The organism is Trichococcus ilyis (genome assembly GCF_900109135.1).
Classification (GTDB): Bacteria; Bacillota; Bacilli; order Lactobacillales; family Aerococcaceae; genus Trichococcus; species Trichococcus ilyis.
This window is the reverse complement of sequence record NZ_FNYT01000026.1, coordinates 1-18,892: the sequence shown is the minus strand read 5'-3', so window position 1 is coordinate 18,892 and position 18,892 is coordinate 1. Positions and strand designations below refer to the sequence as shown.

General features: G+C 54.0%; 14 protein-coding genes and 1 tRNA gene. 9 read left to right on the top strand and 6 right to left on the bottom strand.

Going from position 1 to position 18,892, the window contains the following annotated elements:
- The first annotated feature begins 72 nt into the window (after positions 1 to 72).
- The 4 genes from BMX58_RS11360 to BMX58_RS11345 all read left to right on the top strand — a co-directional run bounded on the left by BMX58_RS11360 (position 73) and on the right by BMX58_RS11345 (position 6,454).
- On the top strand, positions 73 to 2,310 hold the full coding sequence (locus BMX58_RS11360; protein WP_068624442.1) for a heavy metal translocating P-type ATPase: 2,238 nt from the start codon (positions 73 to 75) through the stop codon (positions 2,308 to 2,310).
- Between the two features lie 143 nt (positions 2,311 to 2,453).
- A complete protein-coding gene (locus tag BMX58_RS11355; RefSeq protein ID WP_068624485.1) occupies positions 2,454 to 3,644 on the top strand; it encodes an iron-containing alcohol dehydrogenase in 1,191 nt (396 codons plus the stop codon).
- A gap of 166 nt (positions 3,645 to 3,810) precedes the next feature.
- Positions 3,811 to 5,817: an HIRAN domain-containing protein gene (locus tag BMX58_RS11350; protein ID WP_068624440.1), complete on the top strand. Its 2,007-nt coding sequence runs from the start codon at positions 3,811 to 3,813 to the stop codon at positions 5,815 to 5,817.
- A gap of 133 nt (positions 5,818 to 5,950) precedes the next feature.
- A complete protein-coding gene (locus BMX58_RS11345; RefSeq protein WP_084254010.1) occupies positions 5,951 to 6,454 on the top strand; it encodes an AbrB family transcriptional regulator in 504 nt (167 codons plus the stop codon).
- A gap of 294 nt (positions 6,455 to 6,748) precedes the next feature.
- Here BMX58_RS11345 and BMX58_RS11335 read toward each other — a convergent pair whose 3' ends face one another.
- Both BMX58_RS11335 and uvrC read right to left on the bottom strand, forming a co-directional pair.
- Positions 6,749 to 7,600, bottom strand: coding sequence for a DegV family protein (locus BMX58_RS11335; RefSeq protein WP_068624436.1), 852 nt, complete (start codon positions 7,598 to 7,600; stop codon positions 6,749 to 6,751).
- Positions 7,601 to 7,716: 116 nt separating this feature from the next.
- Entirely contained in the window at positions 7,717 to 9,501 is a 1,785-nt protein-coding gene (gene uvrC / locus BMX58_RS11330; protein WP_068624434.1) for an excinuclease ABC subunit UvrC, read from the bottom strand.
- A 141-nt stretch (positions 9,502 to 9,642) separates the two neighbouring features.
- Here uvrC and BMX58_RS11325 point away from each other — a divergent pair, with 141 nt between their 5' ends.
- Positions 9,643 to 10,890, top strand: coding sequence for an MFS transporter (locus BMX58_RS11325; RefSeq protein ID WP_204243807.1), 1,248 nt, complete (start codon positions 9,643 to 9,645; stop codon positions 10,888 to 10,890).
- Positions 10,891 to 11,033: 143 nt separating this feature from the next.
- Here BMX58_RS11325 and BMX58_RS11320 read toward each other — a convergent pair whose 3' ends face one another.
- Positions 11,034 to 13,610 carry a vitamin B12-dependent ribonucleotide reductase gene (locus tag BMX58_RS11320; RefSeq protein WP_068624479.1) on the bottom strand — a complete coding sequence of 859 codons (2,577 nt, stop codon included), beginning with the start codon at positions 13,608 to 13,610 and terminating at the stop codon, positions 11,034 to 11,036.
- Between the two features lie 398 nt (positions 13,611 to 14,008).
- Between BMX58_RS11320 and BMX58_RS11315 the strand changes: the two genes are divergently transcribed.
- The 3 genes from BMX58_RS11315 to BMX58_RS11305 are packed head-to-tail and all read left to right on the top strand — an operon-like array spanning position 14,009 to position 15,712.
- Positions 14,009 to 14,758, top strand: a complete 750-nt coding sequence (locus tag BMX58_RS11315; protein WP_068624432.1) for an NAD-dependent protein deacylase — start codon at positions 14,009 to 14,011, stop codon at positions 14,756 to 14,758.
- 49 nt (positions 14,759 to 14,807) lie between these two features.
- Positions 14,808 to 15,323 carry a Panacea domain-containing protein gene (locus BMX58_RS11310; RefSeq protein ID WP_068624430.1) on the top strand — a complete coding sequence of 172 codons (516 nt, stop codon included), beginning with the start codon at positions 14,808 to 14,810 and terminating at the stop codon, positions 15,321 to 15,323.
- Entirely contained in the window at positions 15,320 to 15,712 is a 393-nt protein-coding gene (locus tag BMX58_RS11305) for a type II toxin-antitoxin system PemK/MazF family toxin (protein ID WP_068624429.1), read from the top strand. The genes BMX58_RS11310 and BMX58_RS11305 overlap by 4 nt, the downstream gene beginning before the upstream one ends.
- A 244-nt stretch (positions 15,713 to 15,956) precedes the next feature.
- On the opposite strand, the gene BMX58_RS11300 is transcribed toward BMX58_RS11305, so the two are convergent.
- The 3 genes from BMX58_RS11300 to BMX58_RS11290 all read right to left on the bottom strand — a co-directional run bounded on the left by BMX58_RS11300 (position 15,957) and on the right by BMX58_RS11290 (position 17,303).
- Entirely contained in the window at positions 15,957 to 16,370 is a 414-nt protein-coding gene (locus tag BMX58_RS11300; RefSeq protein ID WP_068624427.1) for a hypothetical protein, read from the bottom strand.
- A 294-nt stretch (positions 16,371 to 16,664) separates the two neighbouring features.
- Complete coding sequence (locus BMX58_RS11295) at positions 16,665 to 17,033, bottom strand: cyclophilin-like fold protein (protein ID WP_068624425.1); 369 nt, start codon at positions 17,031 to 17,033, stop codon at positions 16,665 to 16,667.
- A 180-nt stretch (positions 17,034 to 17,213) separates the two neighbouring features.
- A tRNA-Ser gene (locus BMX58_RS11290) sits at positions 17,214 to 17,303 on the bottom strand.
- 224 nt (positions 17,304 to 17,527) lie between these two features.
- Between BMX58_RS11290 and sstT the strand changes: the two genes are divergently transcribed.
- Positions 17,528 to 18,748 carry a serine/threonine transporter SstT gene (gene sstT, locus BMX58_RS11285; protein ID WP_068624423.1) on the top strand — a complete coding sequence of 407 codons (1,221 nt, stop codon included), beginning with the start codon at positions 17,528 to 17,530 and terminating at the stop codon, positions 18,746 to 18,748.
- Positions 18,749 to 18,892 lie beyond the last annotated feature (144 nt).

Below are 18,892 nucleotides of genomic sequence, written 5' to 3'. Positions count from 1 at the left end.
CATATGTAATGCGGAATCATTCCGTTTTTCGGATAAATGCAAATCAGGACAAATAACCGGGGAGGGATCGGAATGTCTGGAAAGGTAAAACAAGTAGAATGGTATTTGGACGAATTGGATTGTGCCAATTGCGCCAGCAAAGTCGAGGCGGGCATCGCGAAAATAGAAGGGATCCGTGAAAGCAATGTGAACTTCATGACGAAGACGCTGCGGATCGAAATCGAAGAGGGACTCGAGGCTGAAGTATTGCCTAAAGTGAAACAAAAGCTTCGCGTTCTGGAGCCGGATATCCGTCCGACTCTGAAAAGCAGCGGTGCGCCTATCGGAGAGGACGGATTGCCGATCGCTGTGCTCCAATCGGCTGAAGGAAAGCACGCCGAAAATGTGCACAACCATCACGACCATGACGCCGATCACGAGGATCACGCGCATGGGCATGGCCACAGTCATGCGCACGGAGCAGGGGATAAGAGCGGAATCCGGAAGTCCCTCCTCCGCCTAGTCGTCGGCTTCGGGATTTTGCTGGCCGCCATCTTCGCTCCGGTCAGCGGAACGGTTTCATTGGCATTGTATGTGGCCGCGTATCTGGTTGCGGGTTACGACATCGTTTGGAATGCGCTTCTGAACATCAAGAATGGGCAGCTGTTCGACGAAAACTTCCTGATGACGATCGCCACACTGAGCGCTTTCTACATCCAGGAGTATCCGGAAGCAGTGGCCGTCATGCTGTTTTACCAGCTGGGGGAACTGTTCCAGGATATCGCGGTCGATAAATCCCGCCGCTCCATCGCCGAACTGATGGACATCCGGCCTGATTACGCAAACGTAAAAACAACTGCCGGCATCGAAAAAGTGGCACCGGAAACCGTCCAAATCGGCGACATCATCCTGATCCGTCCCGGCGAAAAAGTGCCTCTGGACGGGAGAATCGTGAACGGAGCCTCCGCTGTCGACACCTCGGCATTGACCGGAGAATCGGTGCCGCGCAGCGTCAAAGTCGGTGACAGCATTCTGAGCGGCTTCCTCAACAAAAACGGCGTCATCGAAGTTGCCGTCGAAAAGCCCTTTGCCGAATCCACCGTCGTCAAAATTTTGGATTTGGTGCAGCATGCCAGCGGCCGGAAAGCGCCGACGGAAAATTTCATCACCAAATTCGCCCGCTACTACACGCCGATTGTCGTAATCGCGGCCGTATTGCTGGCGGTGCTGCCGCCGCTGTTGTTCCCGGGCGAAAGCTTCCAGGAATGGCTTTACCGGTCCAGCATTTTCCTGGTCATCTCCTGTCCGTGCGCCTTGGTCGTTTCGATCCCGGTCGGCTTCTTCGGCGGCATCGGTTCGGCCTCGCGCAAAGGCATCCTCGTCAAGGGGAGCAATTTCCTCGAAGGCCTGAATGATGTCAAAGCGGTCGTGATGGACAAGACCGGCACCTTGACGGAAGGCAAATTTGCCGTAACCCGCATCGAGAGTGCCGGTGACTTGACCGCCGAGCGTTTGCTGGAACTGGCTGCTTATGCGGAACTGCACTCGAGCCACCCGATCGCCGATTCAATCAAAGAAGCCTATGGCAAACCGATAGCTGAAGAGCGGATCGCCGATACCAATGATATAGCGGGCCATGGTCTGCAGGTCTGCGTCGATGGGCAAGTGGTCCTGGCCGGGAATAACCGTTTGATGGAAAAATTCGGCATCGCATACACGCAGGCCCCCGAAACCGGGACGGTTGCGCATATCGCTGTGGATAAAAAATATGCCGGCTACATCCTGATCGCAGACGCCATCAAAACGGATGCGAAGGACACGATCGCCGGCCTGAAGGCGAGAGGGATCCGCACCATCATGCTGACCGGGGACTCCCGTGCGGTAGGCGAAGCGGTCGCCAAAGAGATCGGCATCGATGAAGTATATGCGGAATTGCTTCCACAGGACAAAGTAACGAAACTGGAGCAAGTGTTGGCAAGCAAACGTAAGGGCGAAAAAGTCATCTTCATGGGCGACGGCATCAATGATACTCCGGTGCTGGCCCGTTCCGACATCGGCGTGGCGATGGGCGGCTTGGGTTCCGACGCCGCGATCGAAGCGGCCGATATCGTCATCATGGATGACCAACCGTCCAAAATCTTGACTGCAATCAACGTGGCCAAGGAAACGCGCAAAATCGTCTGGCAGAACATCATTTTCGCCATGACGGTCAAAGGTCTGTTCCTGATCCTTGGTGCATTCGGCGTCGCAACGATGTGGGAAGCCGTCTTCGCCGATGTCGGCGTGACCGTGCTGGCAGTGCTGAACAGCATCCGGATCCTGAAGAAATAAGCGATCTTATTGGGGGGCCGTGAGCGGCCCCTTTTTTGCTGCGTTCCCATATCTGTCGGCGCCCGCCAAGGCGTCACAAGCTGCATATCCGCGTGCGTGTGCTACAATGAAAAAAGAAAAAATGCGAAAAGCGAGTGATGAGATTGGAAAATGGAATCCGCAATTTTGAGTTTCAAAATCCGACCAAAATAGTTTTCGGCAAAGACCAGATCAAACGCATCGATGCGCTGATCCCGCAGGATGCGAAAGTATTGATTTTGTACGGCGGCGGCAGCGTGAAGAAATTCGGCACCTTTGACCGCGTCGCCGAAGCCTTGGGCAACCGTGACTGGGCCGAATTCGGCGGCATCGAAGCCAATCCCACCTATGAAACGTTGATTCAGGCAGTCGACAAAATCAAAGCGGAAGGCTACGACTATCTGTTGGCGGTCGGCGGCGGCAGCGTCATCGACGGCGTGAAATTTGTCGCGGCTGCGGCGGTGTTCGAGGGCGAACCGGTCGATATGTTCGGCAGCGGCGTCGGCAAGGGCCTGCCGGTCACGCGGGCTTTGCCTTTCGGTACCGTCTTGACTTTGCCGGCCACGGCATCGGAAATGAACAACAACGCGGTCGTGACTTTTGTGGAAAAACAGGCGAAGATCGGCTTCGCCAGCCCGCATACTTATCCACAATTCTCCGTTCTGGAACCGGAACTGACTTACAGCCTGCCGAAACGCCAACTGGCCAATGGCGTCATCGATTCTTTCGTGCATGTGATGGAAGCTTACCTGACCTATCCGATCGATGCGAAAGTGCAGGACCGTTGGGCAGAAGGCTTGCTGCAGACGCTAATCGAAATCGGCCCGGACGTTGTCGATGAGGATAACCACGACTATGCCACCCGCGCCAACTTCATGTGGACGGCCACGAATGCGCTGAACCGCTTCATTTCCCCGGGTGTGCCGCAGGATTGGGCGACGCATGCACTGGGCCACGAAATGACGCTGGCGTTCGGGATCGACCATGCGCGCACGCTGTCGATCGTGCTGCCGGCGATGATGAAAGTCCGCAAGCAGCAGAAATGGGACAAATTGCTGCAGTATGCGGAACGCGTATGGGATATCCGCAGCGGTTCCGATCTGACTGATGAAGGAAAAATCGATCTGGCGATCAAAAAGACCGAAGACTTCTTCGCAAGTTTGGATGCGCCGATCCGCTTGGCTGATGTCGGACTGGATGAAACTGTCATTCCGGGTTTGGTGGAAGCACTTGTCCGCCACAAAAAAGAGAACATTTCCGAACGCGGCGACTTCACTGCCGTGGATGCCCAAGCCGTTTACACGGCAGCGCTTTGATAAATTGTACAGCAAACCTGAACTCCCTTTTGAATAGGGAGTTTTTTTATGCATTTCGCTCAGGTAAATTTAATTATTTTTTAAATGAACATAGTGACACCCCATAATATATGGTAAGATTGAAGGAAAGAAAGCCTTTTAGCGAACAGGAAAGAAGGGGTGCCATTTGGAGAATAAGCAGAGCATTTTCGAAACGATCAGCCGGCTGCGCGAAGAACAGCCTGGTTTGCCATACCGGTTCCAGGATGAGCGGACGGCCGGGCAAAAAGACGTGCTGTATGTGCTCGCATCCGAAGGGATCCCTTTTTGGCGCAAGGAGGACTTGGCGAAGGAATGCTGCGGCATCCTGAAGGACCTCGTCAACAAGGATGACACTGTTCTGACCGATCCGGTCCTGCGCCATTTCCTGGAGCAGTATCCGATCTGCAGCTATTTCATCGAATTGCGCGAAAGGGTGCGCATCACTTTGGAAGCGGAATCAGCCGCAAGGGAGCGGCTTTATCACTTGGGGATGCGGTTGGCCCGCAGCGGCTCCAATCCGGAACAGGTGAAATTGGGCATCATCCTTTTGGGCTTCTTCCCGTACGACACGACCAAACAGATTATGCGCACACTCGGCTATCACAGCGACTACACCCTGTATGTGCTCGAGAGCATCCAGTACGTTTTTCCTTTGCAGAACAATTTCATTTTTGAGTTGGCCAAGCACACGGTCGGATACGGAAAACTGGCGGCGCTTTTCCTGCTGAAGCCGGTCACTTGGGAACAGCAGCACTGGCTGCTGCATGAAGGCATCAAGAGCGATTTCCTTGCCAATATCTACGCAAACCTCTGCATCCAGAAAACCGATATGCGCGCCTACTTCAAGAAGACGGAAATCACGGCAGCCAATTTCACGGATTTCGCTTACCTGATCTGCTACGCGGATTACAACAACGATAGCCTGACCATCGATGCCCAACTGGACTTCCTGTACAAGTTCATCGACAAGCGCGATTATGCATCAAGCTTCATCGATCTGGGCGCGCTCGTCAGCGTTTGGTATCAGACAGTCGAGTATTGGCAACAGGATTACGACTTCATCAGTCAAAATGAAACGAGATACCGCCGCACCAAAACGATGTGGGATACCCGCATCGCGCGCTACGAAAAGCTGGTGCATAAAGTGGAGAGCTTCCTGCACCAACCAAAATGGCGCCACATCGTCTATCAGGAAATTTCTGCCCCTCAGGAATCGGATAATCTGATCATGAAAGTGCTCGTCTATCTGAACATGCATCCCGATTTTTCCGCCTTCATGGAAGTGCTGAGCCGGCAACCGCTGGGCTTCAATATGCTCGACTTTTTCCTGAAAATCAACCCGGAACTCTACTTCGACGATGTCTGCGAATATCTGGAAGCCATCCTGAATCCGGATCTGTTCACACTCCCGCTGGAAACGGAGGAGCCGGTCAATCCGAGCGTAACCGATCTGATGCGGGCCGACGAATGGGTGCTGCGGCTTTTCGAAGTGATGAGCGAAAAACGCAAGTACAATGAAGCCTGGTGCATCCGCGGCATCCATTACCGCCATGCCGGCGTGCGCAAGAGAGCAGCCCAAGTGCTGCAGCTGCACAAGAAAAAATGGTCCGGCCAGGTGGAACGCGAACTCCGGATTGCGCTCCAAAAGGAACCGAACATCAAGCTGAAACGGCAAATCGAACGACTGTTGCTGCCTGAAGATGGGAAGGACCAAAAGGAAAGCCGCTATCTGAAAGTGAAGCACCCCCCGTTGAGCTATGCCCATACGGACAAGGAATTGCTGCACACCTACATCGCCGGCACGCAGTTCCATGAGCTGGGCGGGGTCGCTGATTTCCTGAAAGCGGGGGATCTGCTGCAGCTTGTCCGCGAGGCCGATAATGCCTACGATCCGAACGCCATCGCCGTTGCGACCCAAGCCGGCTACATGCTGGGCTATGTGCCGCGGTCGGAGAATCCGGTGCTGGCCAAACTGATCGATGCCGAAGAACGGCTTTATGCCGTCCTCGAATCGCCGACAGTCGAGATGGAACGGCCGAAAATCACGATTGTGCTGAAACGCACTTTTTTCCAGGCGCAGCCGAACGGGCAAGGCCAGGGTCAGGGCGTCATCCTGCCATTCCCGCCGCCCAAGAAAAAGAAATACGAATGATAAGAAAAGTTGCAAAGGAACACCGAAAGAACACGGGGTTCCTTTTTTTATGCTCAAATGAACTTGACTATTTCGGCGGAAAGCCGAAAATGAGAAGAGAGTATTAAGTTGACATGAGGGAGAGCGTGAGGATATGAATATTGGGAAATTGTTGGGTACGTTGCTCGTGGCATTCATCGGAGGCTGGGCCGGGATCCGTTTCCGCATTCCAGCCGGAGGGATGATCGGTTCGCTGGTCGCAGTTGCGATCTACAATTATTTTTCGCAGATGGGCTATATGCCGGCCAATCTGAAGATCGTCGGCCAGATCATCATCGGCGGGACGATCGGCATGAACTTCACGAAGAGCAGCTTGGCGGAAATCAAGCAAGTTTTCCTGCCTGCGATCGGTTCCGTATTCCTGCTGTTGACGGTGGGCATGGTGATCGGGTATGTCCTGCACAAGGTTACGGGCATCGATCTGATCACCGCCTTTTTGGGGACATCACCGGGAGGATTGACGGATATGACCATCCTGGCGGCAGCCTTCGAAGCGGACACGATTGTCGTATCCTCGATCCATCTCGTCCGGATCTTCACGGTCATCTTTCTGATGCCGATCTTCGTCCGGATCCTCAGCACGTTCATCAACAGGTAGCCCAAACAATGGGCCGGCCGGAATCGGCCCTTTGCTCCGGCGAAGGCTGCGCCTGCCGGAGCAAACCGGTAACCTGCGGCCTCAGCTCCGGTGAAGCCTCCTTTATCGGAGCACGCCAGCGGAATGTGGGCTGAACTCCGGCGAAGCATCCGTTCCCGGGAGTTGAGGCCGCCGCCACCGATAAACCCTCTGATCTTATCGGTGTTTCCATTTGAAATACGCCCAAGCGGCAACAAAAAAGCGACCGTCTCATTTTTTCGAGACGGCCGCTTTTTTGCATAAAGACATAAACTATCATTCGTATTTCTTCAGGAAGAACAAGCCCAGCGTCCCTAGCCCGGTATGCGAGCTGATTGTGGCGCCGATTGTGTTCACGTAGATGCGGCGCGGATGGAAATTTTCTTCGATATACTGGCGCATTTCCTCGATCGCTTCCGCATCGTCGCTGTGGCACAGGAAGACGTTCTGTTCCTGGATCATGTCCGCTTCATCGCGCAAGCGCTCGTACATCCGGTTCATGACCTTTTTGCGTCCGCGCAGTTTTTCCACGGGCACCAACTCGCCGTTGATGACTTCCAACAAAGGCTGGATATTCAGAAGCCCGCCGAAAAAGGCGCTGGATTTCGAAAGCCGCCCGCCATCTGCCAGGTAATTCAGATCCTTGACCGTAAACAGGGACACGACGTTGGCTGCCGTGAAACGCACCCGCGCTTCGATCTCATCCAGAGTGAAGCCGGCATCGCGCATTTCGATCGCCTCGACGACGGACAATCCTTCACCGACGGAAGCGCTCATTGAATCAACGAGCCGCAGATCGAAGTCAGGGAACTCTTCCTTCAGTTGCTGATAGGCCAGAAAGGCGGCTTGATAAGTGCCGGAAAGCTTGGCGGAAAGGGAAAGGTAAATGCCAGCTTCGCCGGCTTCGGCCGCTTTGCGGAAACCGGTAAGGAATTTTTCCAAGGAAACTTGGCTCGTTTTCGGGTGGCCGCCGCGTCCGATCATTTCATAGACTTTGTCGGCTTGGATTTCGATCATGTCTTCGTACTCGCCGGTATCCAGCAAAGTGGTCAACGGGAATACTTCCACATCGTTCTCCTGCAGATAGGTATAGGACAGATCACAAGCACTATCGGTAAATATTTTCATAATAAACGCCTCCTCCAGCGCAAGTTCTATCACGGGATATTCCGTGGACTACTCTACAGTATAGCACAGTTCGGCCTTTTGGAAAATTTCAGCGCCGCGGCCGCCGAAGCAAAAGCTCAGTCGTTCAGTTCCCCGAGCTCCTCCTTGATCAGCAGCGCGGTCTTTTCCGGGATGCCCAGCGCTTTGATGTCTTCGCAGCTGGCTTCGCGGATGTTCTTCATCGTTTTGAAATGCTTCAGGATCTTCGTGCGCGTTTTCGGTCCGACCCCTTCGATCTGGTCCAATTGCGATGCGATGCTGTTCTTTGCGCGCACTTGGCGGTGGAAGGTGATCGCGAAGCGGTGGACTTCTTCCTGGATCCGCTGGACAAGATGGAAAGCCTGGCTGTTCGGATCCAGTTCCACGATTTCATCCTTTTCGCCGAATATGAGCGAGGACGTTTTGTGCTTCGTGTCCTTGACCATGCCCGCCACCGGGATGTCCAGGCCGAGTTCATCCTCGAGCACTTCCTTGGCGGCGCGGACCTGGACTTTGCCGCCGTCCATCAGGATCAGGTCAGGCATGGCGCGGCCTTCGCGCAGCAAACGGCTGTAGCGGCGGCGGATGACTTCCTGCGTCGTCGCGAATTCATTGCTGCCTTCGACCGTCTTGACTTTGTATTTCCGGTAGTTTTTGCGTTCCGACTTGCCGTCCTTGTAGACGACCATCGCCGAGACCGGGTTGGTCCCCTGGATGTTCGAATGGTCGAACGACTCGATGATTTCCAGGTATTCGATGCCGAGCGCTTCGGAAAGCTCCTGGATGGCGCCGACCGTCTTGCGGTTGTCGCGCTCGATCAGCATGAACTTTTCCGTCAGCGCCAGCTCGCTGTTCGTGATCGCAAGTTCGAGGATGCTGCGTTTGCTGCCGCGGACAGGGGTGTGCACTTTCGTCCCCAAAGCTTCCTGCAGCAGTTCCGTGTCGACGCCTTTCGGCACAAGGATCTCCTTCGGCAGGATGTGGTTTTGATCCTGATAGAACTGCATGATGAAGGAAGCCAGCTCCTCTTCCGGTGTGTCGTAGCAAGGGAAAAGGGCGGCCTCGCGTTTGATGATCGAGGACTGGCGCAGCAGGAAGACCTGGATCGACAGCCAGCCTTTGTCCATATGGAAGGCGAAGACGTCGCGGTTCGTGTAGTCCCGCGACATGACCGTCTGCTTCTCGACGGTCGCTTCGATGTAGCTGATCTGGTCGCGGTAATCGGCGGCCTGTTCGAAATTCAGGCTGTCGGCGGCGCGGTGCATTTTTTCGCGCAGATCCTTCTTGATTTCCCTGACTTCGCCGTTCAGGAAAGCGGCGATGCGTTTGATCTGGGCATCGTATTCCTCTTTCGAAACCTCGTGGTCGCAGCAGCCGATGCATTGGCCCATATGATAATAAAGGCAGGCGCGCTTGGAATTTTTGGCGCACTTGCGCAGCGGGTAGATCTTCTGGATGAATTCCTGCGTCTCCGAAGCCGCGAAGACGTGCGGATAGGGTCCGAAATAGATGCCGCCGTCATCCTCGACCGTCGAAGTGATGATGAGCTGCGGATCCTTTTCGTTCGTGACCTTCAGATAGGGATACATCGTCCCTTGCTTCAGCTTGATGTTGTATTTCGGCTGGTAACGCTTGATCAGGTTGATCTCCAGCAGCAGCGATTCCTTGTCCGTTTTGGTGACGATCGTTTCGAAGCGCTCGATGTCCGCGACCAGCAGCTGCGTCTTGCCTTCGTGCTTGCTGTGGAAGTACGATTTCACGCGGTTTTTCAGATTTTTGGCCTTGCCGATGTAGATGATTTCGTCATCCTTGTCCCGCATGATGTAGCAGCCGGGCAAGTCGGGCAACAGCGCCAGTTTTTGGTTGATTTCTTCTCTGCTCATAAGTTCCAATCCTTTTACTTTTTGTCGTGAATAGTATACCATGGATGGAAACGTACGTTCAGTTATTTGATTCGGGGAGAGGGCCGAATGCTTGCTTCGGAAGGCAGTGGAGTGGCCGTTCCCACAACAAGGAAGTGAAAAATGATGATCAAGAAGATGAGATATGAAAAATGGCAGCGTCAAACTGCGCTCTTTTTGGGCAGCCAGACGATTTCCCTGTTCGGCTCGTCGCTCGTCCAATACGCGATTTTCTGGTATCTGACCCTCGAAACCAAATCCGGCTTCATCATGACGCTCTCGACGCTTTTCGGTTTTCTGCCGACTTTCTTCATCTCGCCGTTCGCCGGGGTATGGGCTGACCGGTACAACCGCAAGCGCCTGATTGTCCTTTCCGATGGCATCACCGCACTCTCGACCTTGGTGCTGTTCCTGCTGTTCCTGGCGGGGCGGCGCTCGATCTGGATCCTGTTGGCGACTTCGGCCATCCGCGCATTCGGTGCCGGCATCCAGATGCCGGCGGTGGGGGCCATCCTGCCGCAGATTGTACCGGAAAAGGAACTGACCCGCATCAACGGGCTCAACGGCAGCATCCAGGCAGTCGTGATGCTGGTGTCGCCGATGATCAGCGGTGCGCTTTATCAATTCGCACCGATGGAGGGCATTTTTCTGATCGATATCGTGACGGCGGCGTTGGCGATCGCCATCTTGGTGTTGCTGCTGCAGGTGCCGACGCACGAAAAGGCCAGCCAGGAACAGGTCAGCGCTTATCTGCAGGACATGAGACTCGGTTTCCGCTACATCCAAAATCATGCCTTCATCAAAAGGCTGTTCCTCTATTTTTCGCTCGCCTTCTTCATGGCGGCTCCGGTGTCATTCCTGTCGCCTTTGCAGGTGGCTCGTTCTTTCGGCGATGAAGTTTGGCGCTTGACGGCGATCGAGATCGCTTTTTCCATCGGCATGATCGGCGGGGGGCTCTGGATCGCGTCCTGGGGCGGCTTCAAGAACCGGATTCATTCCATCGCGGCGGCGATCGCGGTCATGGGCCTGTGCACGTTCGGAATGGGTGTCATTCCCGACTTCTGGATCTATCTTTTCCTGATGGCGATCGTCGGGCTCTTTATCCCGTTGCTCAACGCCCCGAGCATGACGCTCTTGCAGGAGAAGGTCGAGGAGGACTTTCTTGGCCGCGTTTTCGGCGTCCAGAGCATGGTCGCGAGCTCGATGATGCCGTTGGGGATGCTGATTTTCGGACCGCTGGCGGACCGGATGGCGATCGAGATCCTGATGGCCGTTTCCGGCGTACTGCTGATGGTCGTGGCCTTTTTTGCCTTCCGCGACAGCGTGCTGCTGGAAGCAGGAAAACCGGAAGAATCGGACAAGCAGCGCTAAGAATGCATAGGGGTTGTCCGATTCCTCGCACTAATCGGACAACCGCAATCCGAAAGCAACCACAAAAGACAAGCTGAATGCCAGCAACACCAAAAGAAGGGCCGTGCACATCAAATGTGCCGGCCCTTCTTCGCTGTCTTCAATTACAATCCGCATTTCAGCTGCGCGCCGCAGTTGGTGCAGGTGTTGCAGCCGCCCAGATCTTCGACCGTACCTTGACGGCAGATCGGGCAGGTGTCGCCGATCTCATTGCCGATTGTGACGTCGGTCGCTTCGAGAGTGGCGATCGAGTCGACCAGGAAGGTTTTGTCCTTGTTGATCTTGACGTGCTCTTTCTCTTCCTCGAGCTTGGCTTCCTCGTCCCAGACGTTCTCCTCGGCTTTCAGCGTCAGCACCTGCGAATCACGGCTGCCGTCGACGTAGACGGTGCCGCCCTTGGCTCCGCCCAGATAAAGGCGCTCATAGATCTTCTCGACCTGGTCGACGGTGTAGCCTTTCGGTGCGTTCACCGTTTTCGAGATCGAACTGTCGACCCAGCGCTGGATCGTCGTCTGCACATCGACATGTTCTTCAGGCGAAAGCGTCATGGCCGCCACAAAGTAATCCGGCAAGTTTTCTGGATCTGCTTCCGGATGGCGGTCCAGATATTCCTGGACGATTTCCGCCTTCACCTCGATGAATTTGCCGAGACGGCCGCTGCGGTAATAAGTGAACGAGAAGTAGGGCTCCAACCCGGTCGAAACGCCGGCCATCGTGCCCGTCGATCCGGTGGGTGCGACAGTCAGCAGGTGCGAGTTGCGGATGCCGTACTTCAGGACACCTTCGCGGATATGCTCCGGCATTTTTTTCATGTAGCCGGTGTTGATGAAACGTTCGCGCAGGATTTGCGTTTCTTTCCCGGTCTTGCCGATCAGGAACGGGAAGCTGCCGCGCGTCTTCGCCAGTTCGATGCTCTCTTCGTAGGCCGCCACGGCGATCGTTTCGAAGACTTGATCGATCAGCTGCAGGCTTGCCAGCGAACCGTAGCGCACGCCGCAATAGATCAGCATATCAGCCAAGCCCATGATCCCAAGTCCGATCCGGCGTTCGCCGAGCGCTTGTTTTTTGTTCTCCTCCAGGAAGTAAGGGGTGGAGTCGATGACGTTGTCCTGCATGTGGATGCCGGTGCGGACGGTCTGTTCCAGTTTGGCGAAATCGACCATCTGCAGGTCCTTGTTGACCATCTCGGCCAAGTTGACTGCGGCCAGATTGCAGACGGAATAGGCTGCCAACGGTTGCTCGCCGCAAGGGTTGGTGGCCACGACCTTCTGACCGTAGGCGACCGCGTTCGTCATTTTGTTGGCGTTGTCGATGAAGAAGATGCCCGGTTCGGCCGCATAAGTGGCGCAGACATTGATCAAGCGCCACAATTCGCGCGCCTTGACGGTCCGATAGGTGCGCACGGCATTGCCGGCAGCTTCCCAATCGCGGACATCGCCGCAGTTGGTCCATTCGGCGTCGTAATGCGCCATCGCTTCGGCGTCGTAATGCTCGACATCCGGGAAGCGCAGCGCATATTCTTCGCCCCGCATCACGGCATCCATGAAGTCGTCGGTGATGCAGACGGAAATATTGGCGCCGGTCAGGAATTCGGGATTGTTGACGGTGTAGGTGCCGCCGTCGCGCAGTTTTTTCTCGGCTTCATGGATGACCGAGGCATCGAAGCCGCCGTGTCCCGGGATGTGCTTGTAGTTGACGATGCCGGTGTACATGTTGATGTCTTTCGGCGAGAACGGCGTGAAATGCAGTTTTTCCTTCGCCAGCATGCGGATCTGTTCATCCTCGAAATTTTCGATGATGTAGCGGAGGATGCGCGGATTCTGCATCTTCGAAATGATGAATTCGAAGATGTCCGGATGCCAGTCGGCCAGCATGATCATCTGCGCGCCGCGGCGGGATCCGCCCTGTTCGACCAGATGCGTCAGCTTGGCGATGTCGTCCATCCAGGAAACGGAACCGGAAGAGCGGCCGTTGACGCCTTTCACGATTGTGTGGCGCGGACGCAGCGTCGAACCGTTCGAACCGACGCCGCCGCCGCGGCTCATGATTTCCATGACTTTCTTGCGGTGGTCGGATATGCCGCCGCGCGAGTCGGGCACGAAAGGCATGACGTAACAGTTGAAGTAAGTCACATCGGTACCGGATCCTGCGCCGTAGAGCACGCGCCCGGCCGGGATGAAGTTCAAGGCTCTTTGTTCTTCGTAGAATTTCAGGAAAGCTTCCTGGCGCAGTTCCGGCGTGATTTCGACCTCGGCCAGACCATGGGCATTGCGCATCGCGATCTGTTCGTAGAAAAGCTCCAGGGGTTTGTCCAGTGTCAGGATCCGGCGCGTCACGATGCCGCCTTCCTCGACCTCAAAATCGTCGATGTTGTGCTGGTACTCCTCGGAAACCTTGATGCGGACAGTCTGATCTTTGTGGTTGATGGAAAGGACGGTGCCGGTACCGCGAGCCGGATATTTCGGGTCCTCTTTCACCGTCAGAATCACGAGATCTCCTTCGGAGAGGGTTTCCTTGGTGGCATCCTTGTAGGAGTAGCGGTCCAGCATGACGAGGCGGGAAACGCCCTCATAGGTGACATGCATATCCTCCGTGATCGGAAACACTTGCGGGAACCGCTCGATGTCCTTGTTCAATTTTTCGAATCCTGCTTTAAATGTGGTCTTGATGGCATCCACAATAATCACTCCTTCATTTATGGGGAAACACTAGATGTTGTGTTGTTAGTTTGTTCCTCGCACTATATATATTAATTATGTTCACCGGATAAATCAAGGAGAACAGGCGCAGCATCGGTTCATGCAAACGGATGAAAACGCTGTTTGGATGGGAATGGACGCTTTTGTAAAAATATATCGGCCAATAAGAAGAGGGACGCCGAACGTCAGAATGGAGGCGTCGGCTATTGGGCCGGAGACGGGTGCCTAACAGCCGAGAGGCCAAGCTGTTATCTGGACCCCAACGCCGCACCAATCAAACCCACCGCCGTTGCTGCATGCAATGCGAAATAGTACCCGCTAACCCTTCCCGAAAGCTATAATAAAAGCAGCAAGAACCAGAAACGAAAGGAGGCTCAAGCATGAACGACAACGACAAAGAACGTTTCGCGGACATGATCCGCCATTCGCAGCGCATCGTCGCCTTCACGGGGGCGGGCATCAGCACGGAAAGCGGCATCCCGGATTTCCGTTCGGCGGGTGGATTGTTCGACAGGCTGAGCGGCCGTCATTTCAGCGGCGAAGAAACACTCAGCATCGGTTTCCTGGAGATGTACCCCAAACTTTTTTTCCGCAATTATGCGGAGCATTTTGATTTTTCGCAGGCGCTCCCGAATGCCGCGCACCGATTCTTTGCGGCGCTCGAACAGACCGGAAAGGAAGTCACCATCGTCACGCAGAACATCGACAATCTCCATCAGTCCGCCGGCAGTAGCGATGTCATCGAGCTCCACGGAAACGGGACGAGATGGCGAACATTCGACACGGCCGAACCCGCCTATGCTGCCGAAATAAGGATGGATGCGCAAGGCATCCAACGCGATCCCCAAGGCAGGGTGGTGCGCCCCGATATCGTGCTCTACGGCGAGATGCTGGACGAGCAAACGATGGAGCGCGCGGCCGCAGCGATCGGCGCAGCTGACATGCTGGTCGTCATCGGCACCTCGTTGGCCGTCTATCCCGCCGCGAGCTTCGTTCACTATTTCAAAGGGCCTTACGCCGTGTTGCTGAACCGGACACCCGTGCCGCAGTCGCTGTCGTTCCAGCTGGCCATCCGGACCGATGCGGGCGCCTTTCTGGCGGATGTTTGGCAAGAATATTTTGCAAAATGAACAATGAGGCGCCGGAAAAAAAAGGAAGCTCCTGAAAGGGGAAATCGTTATGCCGAAGCTGAAACAGCTGGCGAACTATCTGGTCTATTCCTATGAAAACCATACGGCAGCCCGGTTCGGCGACAATGAACTGAAGCTGCAGATGCTGCTCTATTTTGCGCAACGCGAATGTCTGGCGCTGGTCGGAGAGCCGTTGTTCGAGGAAAACTTCGAAGGATGGGAAGAGGGGCCGGTGCTTCCGGAACTGCATTTCTTCTTCGAGGAAGACTATGATCCGTTCGAACCGTTGGAAATGAAAAAGTTGACGGAGCGCGAACAGTTCATACTGGACCGCACCGTCTTTGCCTACGGACAGTACGAAGGCTGGTATTTGTCCGAGTCGGCGCGCCGCGAAACTTCCTGGCGCAAGAGCAGAACGGGGCTTGCACCGGCAGCTGCCGGACCAAATTTGCTGGAACTAGGGGACATCCGCGAAGACGCGAAAAAAGTGCGGCTCTATGACACAGTGTTTGATGTTTATCTGGACGAACTGGAGGAATTCGAAGGGGAGGTGCTGAAACCATGAACGAGACGCAAGCCTACATCGGAGCCATCGTGAAGACCCGCTTCGCCTACCATGATTTGGAAACGGACAAAATCGCCTTCAAATCGCGCCCGTTCCTGATCGTCGGCGCGGAGTACGATACTTTGCCTTGCGACTTCACGGCCTTTCCGATTTCGAAAGTTTCGACCGCGCAGAACATCGATCTCGCCTATGACATCAAGGTTGAAAAGGAACGCTATCCGAAACTGAGCCTGAATGCCGAGATTTCCTACATCCGCATCCATAAGATCCAGACGATCAACAGCTCCCAGCTGGCGATCGGGATCCTGTCATCGTTGAGCGAAGCCTACCCGGATCTCTATGCGGAAGTGAAGGCAGCTTACCGGGATTTTTCTGCGGAGCTGTTCTGACTGGGCGGAGCCGTGCCCCCTGGACTGGACTCGAAACGCACAAAAAAACACCCCTGCACAGCGGAGGTCCATGATGGGCCTCCGACTATCCAAGGGTGTTTTTTACAACAGCATATGCAAACTGAGCGACGTACGCTTAAGCTTCCACTGCAAATTGAAATCTTTTTTTAGCAACAACAGCTGCTCCAGCTGCGGCTACCAGCAAGGAGATTCCACCTGCCAAGTAGAGCTTATTTGCTCCAGTCTATTTGATGCCATTTCCCTTTGTTGGGAAAATGGCAACAACAGTGCCATTTGCATCACTGAAAACGACTTCTTTTGAAGTCACTGAAATGGTGATATCCAATACGGCAGCAGTTGCAGTAAGCTCAGCCAAGATGGCTTGTTTATCAGCTTTAGTAAGCTGGTTCATGCTTTTCGCGCCGCGTGCGTTCACGACAACCTGTGCATTATTGATGTGGGCAATGATCTGGTCTGCTTCTTCAGCAGTCACATCATTGGACTTCAAATAATTTTTTGCTTGCTGCACATAATTGGCTGGTAAGCTAGTAGCCACCAAAGTTTTAATGATATCATTTTCAGTTGCTGCAGCAACATTCGCTTGCGCTCCGAAGAACAACACGAATGCAAACAAAAGAGATACGATGGTTTTTTTCATATCATATTTAGGTCATGCAGAGCTTGCAAGTTCCGTGAAAAATAAGCAGACCAACACGCAGTACTTACGTGAGGTGACGCTTTATTTTCGAATGAGATTATATTATTCCATGGACATCACGAATCCCCCGCCTTATAGTCTTATAAGACTACAGACGACTTCCGCCTTGAACAGCCTATTGAAGATAGAAGGCCAAAAAAGAGCGCACTGTAAATCAGATAGGCTGATTTCAGTGCGCTCTTTCATTTGCATGTGTGGGTTCCAATCTTAACTGCGGGAAGGGGATCATTGCTTTCAGGCAACAACGATTTCGAGTCTGGCGCTGATGGCATTGCCCGCATTCGCCAGATGGGAGAGGATATCCTCATTTATGTCGCCGAGGTGCATAGCCTCGTAGGGATGCACCGGCACATCCTGGAAAGGAATGGACAAGACGCCGAAACCTTCATAGCAATAGAGACCGCCCGCATGGACAGTCGTTGTCGTAGGCATGCCCGAAATAGGCAATGGATTCGGCAGGGGGGCGTAATATTCCTGCCCGGCATATCTTTTCAGGAGCAGCTCGATCGGTCCTTGCAAAACAAGCATGTCCGTGACCGTATTTTCTTGGAGCGTGGCTGTATAGGCGATGCCGTCAAGCTGCAATTTCATTGTTTTTGCCATTGCGGTACCTTCTTTCGGAATGAGTCTGGGGAACGGAAGCGATCCATTTTTTATCAGACTAACACTTGAAGTGGACTCCAAGTCAACAGCTAATGAAACACAAACGGCGTACAGCAAAAAAACGGTCGGCATCCCAATTAGGAATGCCGACCGTTTTTCGGACAATAGTTAGAGCTTTTAAGGAGAATGGGGGATTCGAACCCCCGCGCGCCTTTCGACACCTAACGCATTTCGAGTGCGTCCTCTTCAGCCGGACTTGAGTAATTCTCCATAAATGATATTATAACGCTTTTTGGGGAATCGGGAAAGAGGATTTTTCAAAAAGTTCAAAAAAGGCCGATACAGCTTTGGCAAGAGGGCTCTTTTAGATGTGTCGCCTTATTTCTAAACCGGAAATGGAAAGGTTTTGTCCCTGAATAGATTAAATTATGGTAAAATGAAATTCTGTGCACTCATCTATTTGTCACTTTTGTATATATCAGGAGGAATTTGAATTGTATAAACTATTGAATAACTGGTACAAGCTGAGCCTTGTCAAACGTATCATTATCGGCCTCATTGTCGGCATTATCCTTGCGCTCCTTGCACCGAACGCGGCTAAGCCGGTCACAATCTTTGGCACCTTGTTTGTCGGTGCCCTGAAAGCAATCGCGCCGATGCTGGTCTTTTTCTTGGTTTCATCGGCCATTTCACAGCACAAAAAAGGCCAGGAGACGAACATGAAATCGGTCATCGTGCTCTATCTCATGGGGACTTTCTTGGCGGCACTTGTAGCCGTCATCGCGAGTTTCCTGTTCCCGGTTACTTTGACGTTGGGCGCCGGAGCCGAAGATGTCGCCGCTCCAGGCGGCGTTGTGGAAGTCCTGAAGGCCTTGCTGCTGAACGTCGTGGACAATCCGGTCAAAGCGCTCTACAATGCCAATTATATCGGCATCTTGTCATGGGCCCTCATGCTGGGCTTTACGCTGAAGAATGCCGCGGCTTCAACCAAACTGATGCTGTCCAATGTTTCTGATGCACTGACGGAAATGGTCAGGATTGTCATTGCTTTCGCTCCTTTAGGTATCATGGGGCTTGTGTTCGATGTCATCGCGACAAGCGGAATCGGCGTTCTGTTGAGCTATGGCAAACTGCTCGCAGTTTTGATCGGCTGCATGCTGTTCGTCGCTTTGGTCGTCAACCCGATCATCGTCTACATCTATATCCGTTCCAATCCATTCCCGCTCGTCTTCAGATGCTTGAGGGAGAGCGGCATCACAGCTTTCTTCACAAGAAGCTCCGCTGCGAACATCCCCGTGAACATGACGCTGTGTGATGACTTGGGGCTGGATCGGGATACTTATTCCGTATCGATCCCGCTTGGTGCGACCATCAATATGGCCGGGGCGGCGGTAACGATTTCCGTCCTTACCCTGGCGGCGGTAAACACCTTGGGCATCCAAGTGGATTTCGCGACAGCGTTCATCCTCAGCGTCCTGGCAGCGATCAGCGCTTGTGGGGCATCGGGTGTTGCTGGTGGGTCCCTGCTGCTTATCCCGCTGGCGGCCAGTCTGTTCGGCATCCCGAATGATGTGTCCATGCAAATCGTCGGGGTCGGTTTCATCATCGGCGTCCTGCAGGATTCCTTCGAGACTGCCCTCAATTCATCGACGGACGTCCTCTTCACCGCGACTGCCGAATTCGCGAAACGCCGCAAGGAAGGCAACAAAGCCTGACTGAATATCAAATAGAAAGAAAACCACTGCTCCGTGTGTCGGGCAGTGGTTTTTTTGTGCGCCCGGCATGGGTGATAACTTGGTGGTGAAAGTCCACTACAGGCTTTGCAGTAGGAACTGTTAGCGAAAGACAAGGGTGTCCAC